General features: G+C 71.1%; 11 protein-coding genes. 6 read left to right on the top strand and 5 right to left on the bottom strand.

What is annotated here, in order from left to right; genetic code table 11:
• Positions 1 to 1,785, top strand: coding sequence for a dipeptide ABC transporter ATP-binding protein (locus ACIPYT_RS07780; RefSeq protein WP_401072272.1), 1,785 nt, complete (start codon positions 1 to 3; stop codon positions 1,783 to 1,785).
• Here the strand turns inward: ACIPYT_RS07780 and ACIPYT_RS07775 are convergent.
• Positions 1,773 to 2,021: a hypothetical protein gene (locus ACIPYT_RS07775; RefSeq protein WP_401072270.1), complete on the bottom strand. Its 249-nt coding sequence runs from the start codon at positions 2,019 to 2,021 to the stop codon at positions 1,773 to 1,775. The genes ACIPYT_RS07780 and ACIPYT_RS07775 overlap by 13 nt on opposite strands.
• A 278-nt stretch (positions 2,022 to 2,299) precedes the next feature.
• On the opposite strand from ACIPYT_RS07775, the gene ACIPYT_RS07770 reads away from it, so the two are divergent.
• From ACIPYT_RS07770 to hrpB, 5 genes are all read left to right on the top strand, one after another.
• A complete protein-coding gene (locus ACIPYT_RS07770) occupies positions 2,300 to 3,085 on the top strand; it encodes an alpha/beta hydrolase (protein WP_401072268.1) in 786 nt (261 codons plus the stop codon).
• Between the two features lie 60 nt (positions 3,086 to 3,145).
• A complete protein-coding gene (locus ACIPYT_RS07765; protein ID WP_401072266.1) occupies positions 3,146 to 3,649 on the top strand; it encodes a hypothetical protein in 504 nt (167 codons plus the stop codon).
• A 189-nt stretch (positions 3,650 to 3,838) separates the two neighbouring features.
• Entirely contained in the window at positions 3,839 to 4,267 is a 429-nt protein-coding gene (locus tag ACIPYT_RS07760) for a MarR family winged helix-turn-helix transcriptional regulator (protein WP_401072264.1), read from the top strand.
• Positions 4,268 to 4,504: 237 nt separating this feature from the next.
• Positions 4,505 to 6,103: an SPFH domain-containing protein gene (locus tag ACIPYT_RS07755; RefSeq protein ID WP_401072262.1), complete on the top strand. Its 1,599-nt coding sequence runs from the start codon at positions 4,505 to 4,507 to the stop codon at positions 6,101 to 6,103.
• A 182-nt stretch (positions 6,104 to 6,285) separates the two neighbouring features.
• Positions 6,286 to 8,889, top strand: coding sequence for an ATP-dependent helicase HrpB (gene hrpB, locus ACIPYT_RS07750; RefSeq protein ID WP_401072260.1), 2,604 nt, complete (start codon positions 6,286 to 6,288; stop codon positions 8,887 to 8,889).
• Between the two features lie 226 nt (positions 8,890 to 9,115).
• Here hrpB and ACIPYT_RS07745 read toward each other — a convergent pair whose 3' ends face one another.
• Genes ACIPYT_RS07745 through ACIPYT_RS07730 form a run of 4 tightly spaced genes read right to left on the bottom strand, consistent with a single transcriptional unit; the run spans position 9,116 to position 12,960 of the window.
• Positions 9,116 to 9,850 (bottom strand): ABC transporter permease, encoded by a 735-nt coding sequence (locus ACIPYT_RS07745; protein WP_401072258.1) that lies wholly within the window; start codon positions 9,848 to 9,850, stop codon positions 9,116 to 9,118.
• Positions 9,847 to 10,623 (bottom strand): ABC transporter ATP-binding protein, encoded by a 777-nt coding sequence (locus tag ACIPYT_RS07740; RefSeq protein WP_401072256.1) that lies wholly within the window; start codon positions 10,621 to 10,623, stop codon positions 9,847 to 9,849. The genes ACIPYT_RS07745 and ACIPYT_RS07740 overlap by 4 nt, the downstream gene beginning before the upstream one ends.
• 48 nt (positions 10,624 to 10,671) lie before the next feature.
• Positions 10,672 to 11,427: an AAA family ATPase gene (locus ACIPYT_RS07735; protein WP_401072254.1), complete on the bottom strand. Its 756-nt coding sequence runs from the start codon at positions 11,425 to 11,427 to the stop codon at positions 10,672 to 10,674.
• A gap of 36 nt (positions 11,428 to 11,463) precedes the next feature.
• Positions 11,464 to 12,960, bottom strand: a complete 1,497-nt coding sequence (locus tag ACIPYT_RS07730) for an L-serine ammonia-lyase, iron-sulfur-dependent, subunit alpha (RefSeq protein ID WP_401072252.1) — start codon at positions 12,958 to 12,960, stop codon at positions 11,464 to 11,466.
• Positions 12,961 to 13,028: the final 68 nt, after the last annotated feature.

Below are 13,028 nucleotides of genomic sequence, written 5' to 3'. Positions count from 1 at the left end.
ATGAGCGTCGCAGAACTCACTTCCCCGTCCGCCGTCTCCTCCGACGCCTGCGAGCACCGGTTGACGGTGCGCGACCTGAACGTCGGCTTCGCCCGCGACGGCGAGACCCGCAGCGTCGTGCGCGACGTGTCGTTCACGCTCGCCGCGGGGCGCTGCGTCGCGATCGTCGGCGAGTCCGGATCGGGCAAGAGCGTGACGGCCCGCACCCTCGCGGGGCTCACCGGTCAGGGCGCGGTCGTGGAGGCCGAGGAGATCTCGCTCGGTGGTGCGGATCTCGGTGACCGCGTCGACCTCACGGCGCAGACCGACCGCTCCTGGCGCCGGATCCGCGGGCGGCGCATCGGTTTCATCCAGCAGGATGCCCTCGTGTCGCTCGACCCGCTGCGCCCCGTCGGGAAGGAGATCGAGGAGGCGCTGCGTCTGCACGGCTGGCGCGACCGCACCGCGCGACGTCGCAAGGCGGTCGAGCTGCTCGCGAGCGTCGACGTGCCCCAGCCCGAACTGCGCGCCAGGCAGCGTCCGGGCGAGCTGTCGGGGGGCCTGCGGCAGCGGGCGCTCATAGCCTCGGCGATCGCGCTCGACCCCGAGGTGATCATCGCCGATGAGCCCACCACCGCCCTCGACGTCACGGTGCAGGCGCAGGTGCTGTCGCTGCTGGAGGACGCGAAGGTCCGCGGGGCGTCGATCATCCTCATCAGCCACGACCTGTCCGTGGTGGCGCAGCTCGCCGACGACATCCTCGTGATGCGAGGCGGCGAGGTCGTCGAGCAGGGCACGGCGGCGCAAGTGCTCCGCGCACCGCAGCATCCGTACACGCAGAGCCTGGTCGACGCCGTGCCGAGCGGCCATACCCGCGGCGAGCGCCTTGCGCCGCAGGAGCGGAGCGTGCCGAACCTGCACCTCGCTCGCCCCTCGACGGGGGAACGCGGCGAGCCCGTGCTCGTGGCCCGCGACCTCGTCAAGCGCTTCGTCGCGCCCGACGGACGTCAGAGCACGGCGGTCGACCACGTGTCGTTCACGCTGCACCGCGGTGAGACGCTCGGCATCGTGGGTGAATCCGGCTCGGGCAAGAGCACGACGGCCCGCATCGCGCTCGCCCTCGAGTCCGCGGACGAGGGTGACGTGCACCTGCTCGGCGCGGCCTGGTCAGGTGCCTCCGAGGGCCAGCGCCGTCCGCTGCGCCGACGCATCGGCGTCGTCTATCAGGACCCGCTGAGTTCGTTCGACCCTCGATGGAACACCGAGCGCATCCTGCTCGATGCGATCCCTGCGGATGCCGGGCTGACGCGACGCGAGCGGGAGCAGCGGGTGGTCGACCTCCTCGCGCAGGTCGCGCTGCCGGCATCCGTGCGCGAGCGCTTCCCGCTCCGGCTCTCGGGAGGACAGCGGCAGCGCATCGCGATCGCCCGCGCCCTCGCGACCTCGCCCGAGATCCTCGTGCTCGACGAGGCCGTGTCGGCGCTCGACGTGTCGGTGCAGGCGCAGGTGCTCGACCTGCTCGTCGATCTGCAGGACGAATACGGCCTCAGCTATCTCTTCATCTCGCACGATCTCGGCGTGATCCACCACCTCAGCGATCGCGTTCTCGTCATGAAGGACGGCCGGGTCGTGGAGGAGGGCGACGCCGAGCGCATCTTCCGCGAGCCCGAGCATCCCTACACGCAGGAATTGCTGCGGTCGCTGCCGAGGCTGGAGGTCGGGGATGGAGAGGATGCCGGGGACATCCCGTGGCGGTCGACGGGTGAGGCGCGAAAGCCGGACTCAGGCTCGGCTCACCTCGGGTAGAACATGATCTTGTACCCGGCGTACGGGTACACGATGTGGCAGCCCTTGACGATCGTGTATCCGCGCATGGTGTAGATCACCTGGCTGGCCGCGCAGGCCTGCATCGTGGAGTAGGTCGCCGTGTTCAGCCCGGTCGCCGCACTCGCCGGGGCGGCGGTCGCGACCGTTCCGGCGAGTGCCAGGCCTGCAGCCAGTGCCAGAGTCGCGAGCTTCTTCGAGGTTCGTGTGTGAGACATGTGCACGAACCTAAAGAGCAGTGTCGATCAGGCGCAATGGGGAACAGTCCCCATTGCGCAGAGCACGTCGTCAGCCCGGCGGAGTCGTACGCGGGATGGAGAGGATGCCGGGGACATCCCGGAGCGGAGATCTGCTAGCCTCCCTGACGACCGCGCAGTGAGACCGAGGAGGTGAGACCCGTGAACGAATCCACAGGGGTGCTCCTCGCAGGAGTCTCGGTCGGACGATAGGTCGTCCGGGAGCGCCGCGACTTCGCAGCGTCCCGAAAGGCACGACCATGATCTTCACTTCCGAACCACGTCGCGACGACGTTCTCGTCGAGCGCGACTTCTCCCTCGGCGACATCGACGGAGTCCTCTGGACACCGGCATCCGCCGCCGCATCCTCTCCCTCTCCGCTCATTCTGATGGGGCAGCCTGGCGGCTTCTCGATGGAACGGATGCTGCCGCGCCTCCGCTCGAGAGCGCGCAGCGCCGGCCGCCTCGGCATGGCGTCGGTCGCGATCGAACCGCCCGGCACCGGGAGCCGTCCGTCGCTCCCCGGGGCATCCGAAGCGCGCGACGACCTGCGGCGAGTGCTGGCTGCTGGCGGTGTTCCCGACGCGGACATCATCGACCGGCTCATCCTGCCGCTCGTCGAACGGGCGGTGCCCGAATGGCAGCGCGCCATGGATGCGGTGCTCGGCCTCCCCGAGGTCGATCAAAGGGTCGCGATCTCCGGCGGGGTCATCGCGGTCGGCACGAGGCTCGCGGCCGCCGATCCGCGCATCGTCGCCGCCGGGCTCTTCGCCGGGAGCTACGTCCCCCGGGCGACGTCCGACGATGCCCGTCGCGTCACGGTGCCCGTGCACATGCTGCTGCAGTGGGACGACGAGGGCAACGACCGTGGAATGGCGCTCGACCTCTTCGACGCCTTCGGCTCGACCGAGAAGACCCTGCTCGCGAACATGGGCGGTCACACCGGGGTGCCCGAGTGGGCGGGAGAGGACGCCGGACGATTCTTCGCGCGGCATCTGCTTCGGCAGGGCTCTGCGTCGTCGCCATCTCGCTCGACCTCGACGTGATGCGTCTTGTGACGTGACGCGTCTTGTCATGGGAGTCGGCTTGGACGATACGCTTCGCCCATGTCATCCCCGTATCCCGCCCCGGCGTCGGCAGACGAGGCGTTTCCGGCCCCCTCGCCGGACGCCCGCCGAGCGTGGAACTGGCTTCCCCTCCAGGTGTTCGCCACAGGCCTCATCACGTTCGTCGTGGCCGCGACGTGGATCTCCGTCTCCGACCAGTACTCGGAGGGAATGCAAGTGGTCGGCCTCGCGCTCGGGTCGGCCGTGATCACGATCGCGGCGTTCCTGCTCGGACTCCCCTTGCGCGTCGCACCACTTCTCCGCGCGTGGTGGGTGCGGCACGGAGGGTGGCCGGTGATCGTCGCTCTCCTCGGCATCGCCGGTCTCGTGCTGTCGTACGTCGTGGGGGACGCCGGCCCGCTCCACGTCCCGGCCGACGACCTGTTCCCGGAGGTGAACGGCTACCTGCCGGACGGCAGGATCTTCGTTCCCTCGTACGGTCTACTGGCGCTCGCGACGATGCACACGCTCCCGCCGCGACGCCGCTCACTCGAAAACGGCTGACGGAACGACGTCCCGAGAATCCGTGACCAAACCGTTGCATTCGTTACCTCGCCGTTATAGAGTGATCGCACGGTGAATGTTTGCTGTGGCATCCACCTCATGTGATTGCAGGACACTCTTGGTGCAAGGGACAAGGGCCGGTCGGGAGCCTCTCCGACCGGCCCTTTACTGTTGCCGTACTCTTTTCCCATGACCGATCGCAAGCTCGCCCTCGACGCATGGGAGAGCCTGTTCCGCGCACAGCACGAGCTGTTCACCGAGATGAACGCGGATTTCGATCACTCCGACCTGGCACAGGCCGAGTACGACGTGCTGTTGACGGTCACCCGCTCCCCCGAGATGTCCGCTCGGCTGCGGGACGTCACCGCGAACATGCTCATCAGCCAGCCGAGCGTCTCGCGCCTCGTCGACCGCATGGTCACGCGCGGCCTCGTGACCAAATGCCCCGACCCCGACGACGGCCGCGGCGCGCTCATCACCGCGACGGATGCCGGAGCACGGGCGTTCCGCAGTGTCGCCACCGTGCACGGTCGTTCGATCGCGGCGCGCATGTCGGTGCTCGACGACGACGAGCTGCGGGTGCTGCGCGACCTGGCGCAGAAGCTCCGCGGACGCTGACGCCTCCGGCATCCCTCGTCGTCGATCCGTACGCGTAGGATCGGGCGGAGTTCTCCGCGTCGGGCGGAGCCTCACGCGTCGGTCCTCCGCCCGACGCAGCATTCTCCGCCCGAACCGTCCCCAGGGGAGTTCTCCCCGCGACGGCATCCCCCGGTTTCTGGCAGGGTGGAACCGAGTCCCGGCATCTCGCGCCGGGAACGCAGACCACCCCCTCGGGGGGAACCAGGGAGGTCATCCATGGAGATCGCCGGAATCGTCGGCATCCTCGTCATCATCGGCATCGCGGTCGTCGCCGCCGTCGTCATCCTGCTGATCCTGCTGCTGTTCGCCCGCAGCTGGATCAAGGTCGCGCGCGCCGACGAGGCGCTCGTCATCTCGGGCCGCAAGCAGAAGGTCGCACGCGCCGTCATCGGCGCCGACGGCACGGCGCGCGACGAGATGTCGGAATCGCCCGTCACCGTCATCGTGAACGGCAAGTCGCTCGTCAACCCGATCACGCAGCGCCACGAGATCATCTCGCTGCGCTCGCGGCAGGTGTCGCTCAACGCCGAGGCCCAGTCGCTCGACAGCGTCACGCTCAACGTCGACGGCGTCGCGATCGTGAAGATCGGCTCCGACCCGATCCTCGTGCGCCGTGCCGCCGAGCGGTTCGCGTCGCAGGACAAGGCCATCGAGCAGTTCACGACCGAGCAGCTCGAAGGTGCGCTCCGCGGCATCGTCGCGACCCTCTCGGTCGTCGAGCTCATGCGTGAGCGCAAGAAGTTCTCCGACCAGATCGCGGCCGACGTCTCGCAGGAGCTCGCCGAGCAGGGCCTCATCCTCGACTCGTTCCAGATCAAGGGCATCACCGACAAGGTGGGCTACATCGGCTCGCTCGGCGCCCCCGAGATCCAGGCGAAGCGACAGTCGGCGGAGATCTCTCAGACCAACGCCGACCGTGCGATCAACCAGAAGAACATCGCCAACCAGGAAGCCAACCTGGTCGAGCAGACCGCCCTCGACACGAACACCGCCAACGCCAACGCCGGCATCGGTCGTGCCCGCGCCGAGGCCGAGCAGGCCGAGCAGCTCGCCCGCGCCCAGGCCGAGCAGGCCGTTCTGCAGCAGCAGGCTGAGAACAAGCAGGCCCAGCTCGACGCCGACGTCAAGCGCGTCGCCGACGCGCAGCGGTACGAGGCCGAGACCCGCGCTCAGGCCGAGCTCTACACGCGCGAGCGCGCAGCCGAGGCGGCGGCGATCGAGCAGGTCAAGCAGGCCGAGGCGCGCACCCGCATCGCGGAGCAGCAGGCCCAGGCCGACAAGGCCAAGGCCGACGGTGAGGCCGCCGCCGCGATCGCCCGAGCGACCGGTGAGGCCGACGCCCTGCGCGCACAGGCCGAGGCCGAGTCCGAGGCTCGCCGCCTGCGCGCCAGCGCCGAAGCCGACGCGATCCGCGCCGAGGGTGAGGCGCGCGCCGCGGCCGTCGAGGCCGAGGCGAAGGCCATCGCCTCCAACCAGGACGCGTTCCTCTCGCAGCGTGTGCTCGAGACGCTGCCGGCGATCATGGCCGAGTTCGCGAAGGGGTACGCCGCGATCGGCAGCGTGTCGATCATCGGCGGCTCGAGCGAAGACGGCGCCTCGAACGTCGTCGGCGCCGACAGCGCGAAGGCGCTCAAGTCGGTGTTCGACAGCGTGAGCTCGGCGACCGGACTCGACCTCGCATCGATCATCCAGGGCCAGGCGGTCGGCCGCGGCATCGGAGAAGGCGTCGCCTCCGCGACCGCCGCCGCACCGAAGCGCGAGCCGAAGCCCACCACCCCGCCGCCGCCCGCCCCGCCGGCCGCCGCAGCGGAGTAGAACGACGAGAACAGCGGATGCCGTGGCCCACCCAGGTCGCGGCATCCGCTGTTTCATGCCCGCGCCCGCCGTAACTCCGGAGATCCGTCGGCGTCAGGGCCCGACATGCCCCTGTTGGGGTCCGATGGCCACGGTTCTCCGGAGTTGTGAGACCGCCCGGCGCGACCGGGCAGACTGGACGCATGACGTCCGCCGCCTTCGACCTCGCCGCCATCGGCGCGGGGCTCTCGTTCGCGGCGGCCCTACCCGAGATCGACGCCGCCCTCGAAGAGAGCACGTCCCTGGTCGTGAGCGCACCGCCCGGCACCGGCAAGACCACCCTGGTGCCACCGCTGCTGGCCTCCCGGTCGAGCGGCCGCGTGATCGTCACCCAGCCGCGGCGCGTGGCCGCCCGCGCCGCCGCCCGACGCCTCGCGCAGCTCGACGGATCCACCCTCGGCGACCGTGTGGGATTCACGGTCCGCGGCGAGCGCTCCACGGGCCCCTCGACGCGGATCGAGTTCGTCACGGCCGGCGTCCTCCTGCGGCGGATGCTCGACGACCCGGGCCTCGACGGTGTGGATGCCGTGATCATCGACGAGGTGCACGAACGGGCGCTCGAGACCGACCTGCTGATCGGCCTGCTCTCAGAGGTGCGCGAACTCCGTGACGACCTCGTGCTCGTGGCGATGTCGGCGACGCTCGACGCCACCCGTATCGCCGCGGTGATCGGATCCGTCGACGCGCCCGCGCCCATCGTCGACCACGACGTCCCGGCGTTCCCGCTGACGGAGCGCTGGGCACCGAGCAGCGCCCCGCGCATCGACGAACGCGGCGTGACCCGCGGGTTCCTCGACCACGTCGCGCGCACCACGGTCGCCGCGGCCCGGGAGCTCACCGGCGACGACCCCGCGGCAGACGTACTGGTCTTCGCGCCCGGCGCCCGCGAGGTCTCCGAGATCGCCCGGCGCATCCGCGACGCGAGTGAGACGCTCGACGTGCGCGAGCTGCACGGTCAGCTTCCGGCGGCCGAGCAGGATGCCGTGATCCGCGGCCGCCGCCCCGACGAGCCGCCGCGCGTGATCGTGACGACCTCGCTCGCGGAGTCGTCGCTCACGGTGCCCGGCGTCCGCCTCGTGGTGGACAGCTGTCTGTCCCGGCATCCGCAGCGCGATGCGGCCCGCGGCATGACCGGCCTCGTCACGACCTCCGCGCCCCGATCCTCCAGCGTGCAGCGTGCCGGACGCGCCACCCGCCAGGGCCCCGGCACGGTCATCCGCTGCGTCGACGCGCGCACCTACGCCGCGGCGCCCGCGCGTCCGGCCCCCGAGATCGCGGTGACCGACCTCGCCGATGCCGCACTGCTGCTCGCCTGCTGGGGTGCGCCGGGCGGTGCGGGGCTGCGTCTGATCGATCCGCTCCCCGCCGACTCCCTCGCGGACGCGCTCACCGTGCTGCGGGGGCTCGGGGCGATCGACGACGAAAGGCGCGCCACCCCGGAGGGCCGTGCACTCGCCCGCGTCCCGACCGACCCGCGACTCGCTCGCGCGCTGCGCGACGGTGCCCCGATCGTCGGTTCACGGCTCGCGGCCGAGGTGGTGGCGGTGCTGAGCGGCGACGCTCGGGTCGGCGACACCGACATCGCTCCGATGCTCGTCTCGTTGCGGGGAGGCCGCACGCCGGATGCCCGGCGCTGGCGCAGCGACGCGGACCGCCTGGAACGGCTCGCCCCCGTGACCCCGGGTACATCCGTCCGCCCCGGATCCGACGGCAGCGGGCTCAACGGCAGCGGGCTCGACGGCAGCACGCTCGACGGGGTGGGGCTCGTGGTCGCGCTGGCCTTTCCCGAGCGCATCGCGCACCGCGTCGAGCGCACGGTCGACGGCGCGACGTTCCTGCTCGCATCCGGCACCCGTGCGGGACTGCGGGGCCCTCTCGCCGGCGCCGAATGGATCGTGGCCGCCGACGTCGCGCGGGCGTCCGGTCGCGCCGCCGCGGGTTCGGGGGCGATCATCCGTGCCGCCGCGGCCCTCACCGAGGCACAGATCGCGCACGCCGCGAGTCATCTGCTGACCGACCGCGTCGAGGCGGAGTTCGTCGGCGGTCGCGTGCAGGCCCGGCGCGAGCGCCGCATCGGTGCGATTCCGATCTCATCGGCACCGGTGCGCCCGTCAGCCGCAGAGGGGCGGGATGCCGTGCGGAGGGCACTGCAGCGCGACGGACTCGACGTGTTCACCTGGTCGGATTCCGCAGAGGCCGTGCGGCGTCGCCTGGCGCTGCTGCGACGGGAGCTCGGCGATCCGTGGCCGGACGTGTCGGATGCCGGGCTGCTCGCCGTTCTCGACGCCTGGATCGCTCAGGAACTCGACGCGCTCGCCACCGGGATGCCCGCCGCGAAGATCGATCTGACGTCGGCGGTGCGCCGCCTTCTCCCCTGGCCCGAGGCCGCCCGGCTCGACGAGCTCGTTCCCGAACGCCTGGAGGTGCCGAGCGGCTCGAGGGTGCGCATCGGCTATCCCCAGCACGACGACGACGCCGCGCGTCCCGTGGTCGCCGTGAAGCTGCAGGAGTGCTTCGGGTGGGCCGAGACGCCGCGACTGGTCGACGGACACGTGCCGGTGCTGTTCCACCTCCTGTCCCCCGCCGGACGCCCCCTCGCCGTCACCGACGACCTCGCCTCGTTCTGGTCGGGGCCGTACGCGCAGGTGCGCGCCGAGATGCGAGGCCGGTACCCGAAGCATCCCTGGCCCGAAGACCCCTGGGCCGCGGCGCCCACGCGGCACACGAAGAACCGGGCGGCACACTGAGGAGCGCGAGCCGCTCGGCTCTGGTCGGCACCGCTCGGAGCCGCGCGGCACCGCTCGGATGCATGACCGAATGGCGGATGCAGGGCCGGACCGCCCCTTCTCGACCTGCATCCGTCGTTCGGGCATGCATCTGCGACCTGCGACGTCCGAGACGTTTCGTCTCGGTGCGCCCGCTCGACGACCGGGGACGTGCGCCCGCTCGACGACCGGGAGGCAGGCGTCGGGGCTAGGCCGTGCGGCGGCGCAGTGTGAGCGACGCCAGCACCAGTGCCCCCACTCCGAACGCGGCGACCACGAGAAGCGGGCGGTACACGTCCCACCCGTCGTCGCCCGCCGTGACGGCGTTGATCGTGTCGATCGCGTAGCTGAGGGGCAGCCAGCCGGAGATCGCGTGCAGCACGTCGGGCATCTGGTCGCGCGGCATGAACAGCCCGCCGAGGATGATCTGCGGGAACACGAGCAACGGCATGAACTGCACCGCCTGGAACTCGGTCTGCGCGAATGCACTCGCGAGCAGGCCCAACGCCGTGCCGAGCAGGGCGTCGACGACCGCGACCAGGCCCAACTGCCAGAGCTCCCCGTCGACCGTGAGGCCGCACACCCCGACCGCGAACGACACCGTGATCACCGCCTGCAGCAGAGCCATGAGGCCGAACGCGAGCGCGTAGCCGAGGATGAAGTCGGCCTTGCCCAGCGGTGTGGTCATGAGCCGTTCGAGCGTTCCCGACCGCCGCTCGCGCAGCGTCGTGATCGACGTGATCAGGAACATCACGATGAACGGGAACAGCGCCAGAATCGCCCCGCCGAACCGGTCGAACACCCCGTCCTGATCGCTGAACAGCCAGGCGAACAGGCCGACCAGCAGACTCGGTGCGATCAGCATGAGCGCGATCGAGCGCGGGTCGTGCCGCAGCTGTGCGAGCACCCGGCCGGCCGTCGCCAGCATCCGCCCGCCGTTCATCGCCCGGTCTCCCGCCGCGAGCGCCGCGTCTCGGTGCCTCTCGCGGCCTCGTGCTCTGCCGTGTCGCGATCGATGAGCGCGAGGAACGCGGCATCCGGCTCGGTCGTGCCGGTGTCGTGCAGCAGGTCGGTCGGGGTGGTGTCGGCGATGATGCGCCCGGCGCGCATGAGCAGCAGCCGATCGCAGCGCAACGCCTCGTCCATGACGTGACTCGACACGACCATGGTGACCCCGCGCTCGGCGAGCCCGTGGAACAGGTCCCACAGCTCGACGCGCAGCACCGGGTCGAGGCCCACGGTCGGCTCGTCGAGCACGATGAGCTCCGGCGACCCGACGAGGGCCGCGGCGAGAGAGATGCGGGTCCGTTGGCCGCCGCTGAGCGACTCCACGAGCTGCCCGGCTTGGCCCCGAAGACCGACCTCGTCGATCACGCGGTCGACGTCGGTCTTGGGCGCCTTCAGCACCGACGCGAAGTACGCGAGGTTCTGCCGAACCGTGAGGTCGCCGTACACCGCGGCACCCTGCGTGCCGTAGGCGACCCGGTGTCGGAGACGCGGCGACCCGGCGGCCTCGCCCAGCACAGTCACGGTTCCTCCGGTGATGCGTTGCACACCGACGATCGACCGCATCAGCGTGGTCTTGCCGCAGCCCGAGGGGCCGAGCAGACCCGTGATCTGCCCGCGCGGGATCGTGAGGTCCAGGCTCTCGAACACCGTGGCCCTCCCGCGGCGCACCTGCAGGCCCGCGACCTCCACCGCCGACGCACTCGTCATGCGATGACTATCCTCCCGGCGGCGGCGCCGGGTCAACAGGACGCGCGGTCAGGCGAGGAGGTGGCGGAGGTAGCGAGGTGGGTCCTGCAGGAACGATCGCCAGTGGTTCACGAGTTCGAGGTCGTGCCACTCCGCAGGACGGATACCCCACTCGCCGACCTCGAGGATCTTCGCTCCGGGCAGCGCGGCCAGCACGGGCGAGTGCGTCGCGCACAGCACCTGCCCGCCCTCGTCGACGATGCGCTGCAGCACGGCGATGAGCGCGAGCGTCGACTGGAACGACAGCGCCGCCTCGGGCTCGTCGAGACAATAGAACCCCGGCTCGTCGAAGCGGCTCTCGAGCAGGGCGAGGAAGGACTCCCCGTGGCTCATCTCGTGGAACGGGACGTCGGGTCCGCGGGTCGACGGGTTCGCCTCGAGGTAGGTGTAGAACGAGTGCATGGTCTCGGCCCGGAGGAAGAACCCCCACCGGTTCGCGCCGATCCCTCGCTGCAGTCGCAACCACTGGCTCAGTGGCGACTCAGTCGGCCGTGTGCTGTGGCGGGCATTGCGTGAGCCGCCCTCCGGCGACAGACCGTAGGCCCCCGCGACGCCCTCGACGATCGTCGACTTGCCGCTGCCGTTCTCTCCCACCAGGAACGTGACGCCGGGGTCGAGGTCGATCCCGTCGCTCAGCACCTGGGCCACTGCGGGGATGCTGAGCGGCCACTCCCGCGTGGGCGCGGGCGCATCATCCGCCGCGCGCACCGACACGATCGGCTGCTCGCGCTTCCGCCGGCTGCCCGGCGTCCAGATCGACTCCATGCGTTCGACGCTACGCGCTGCCGCCGACACCGCCGGTCAGCACTCGATGACGTTGACCGCGAGGCCGCCCTCGCTGGTCTCCTTGTACTTGGTCGACATGTCCATGCCGGTCTGACGCATGGTCTCGACCACGGCATCCAGCGAGACGTAGTGGCTACCGTCGCCGCGCAGCGCGAGACGGGCCGCCGTCACGGCGGTCGACGCGGCGATCGCGTTGCGCTCGATGCACGGGATCTGCACCAGGCCGCCGATCGGATCGCACGTGAGCCCGAGGTGGTGCTCCATCGCGATCTCGGCGGCGTTCTCGATCTGCCGGTTGGTGCCGCCCATGACGGCGGTCAGCCCGCCGGCTGCCATGGCGCACGCCGACCCGACCTCGGCCTGGCATCCGCCCTCCGCGCCCGAGATCGAGGCGTTCGCCTTGAAGAGCGACCCCAGCGCGGTGGCGGTCAGCAGGAAGCGTCGGATGCCGCGACGACGGTTCGCCTCCGCGAGGGCGTCGGGGTCGTCGATCGCGCCGACCGCCACGAGCGATGCCTCCGCGCCGAAGCCGAGCAGCGCGCTGCCCACCAGCTCGCCGTAGGGCGTGACGGCGTTGCCGGCGCCGAGCCCCGAGTCGGCGAGGAACCGCCACCAGTACATCGCGACGGCGGGAAGGATGCCGGCCGCCCCGTTCGTGGGAGCCGTCACGACCCGTCCGCCCGCGGCGTTCTCCTCGTTGACCGCGAGCGCGAAGGCGCCGAGCCACTCGCCGGGGAGCTCACGGTGCCCGTCGGCCTCGACCTCCTCGAGCTGTCCGCGGATCACGCTCGCACGCCGCTTCACCTTGAGGATGCCGGGGAGCACGCCGTCGCTGTGGAGCCCGGCCTCGACGCAGCCCGACATCGCGTCCCAGATCGCGTCGAGCCCCGCGGCCACCTCGTCCTCCGACCGCATCGCCGACTCGTTGAGCCGCGCCAGCTCGGCGATCGACAGGCCGTGCTCGTCGCACAGCGCGAGCAGCGAGGCGGCGTCGGCGTACGAGTACGGGAGCGCCGCCGTCGCGAGCGTCGCGTCCTCCCCGTCGCGCCGGATGAAGCCGCCGCCCACCGAGTAGTAGGTCTCCTCGACGACGACGTCGCCTCCGGCATCCGTCGCGGTGATGGTCATGGCGTTCGGGTGACCGGGCAGCCGCGTGCGCGGTGCGAACACGATGTCGTCCTTCGCGAACGGCACGTCGTGCGTGCCGTCGATGCGCAACGGCGCACCGTCGGGGTAGTCGGTCCACGCCGCGCGCACGTCTGCGGGGTCGCACGTCTCGGGGGCGAGTCCGCGCAGGCCGGCGACCACGGCGTCCGGCGTACCGTGACCGATGCCCGTCGCGCCGAGCGAGCCGAACAACGTGCACGATACGCGGGCCACGCGATCGAGCGCTCCGGTCGCGGTGAGACGCCGAGCGAACTCCAGCGCCGCTCGCATCGGGCCGACGGTGTGGGAGCTCGAGGGTCCCACTCCGATGGAGAAGAAGTCGAAGGCCGAGACGTACGCTGTCACGTCACCAGCGTACGTCGTCTGCGGCGACGTCAAGCCCCTTCCGGGGATGGCGATCCGGCGCGAGGCTG

This window comes from Microbacterium sp. NPDC089695 (assembly GCF_044749085.1).
Classification (GTDB): Bacteria; Actinomycetota; Actinomycetes; order Actinomycetales; family Microbacteriaceae; genus Microbacterium.
This window is presented reverse-complemented; position numbering and strand designations above follow the sequence as displayed.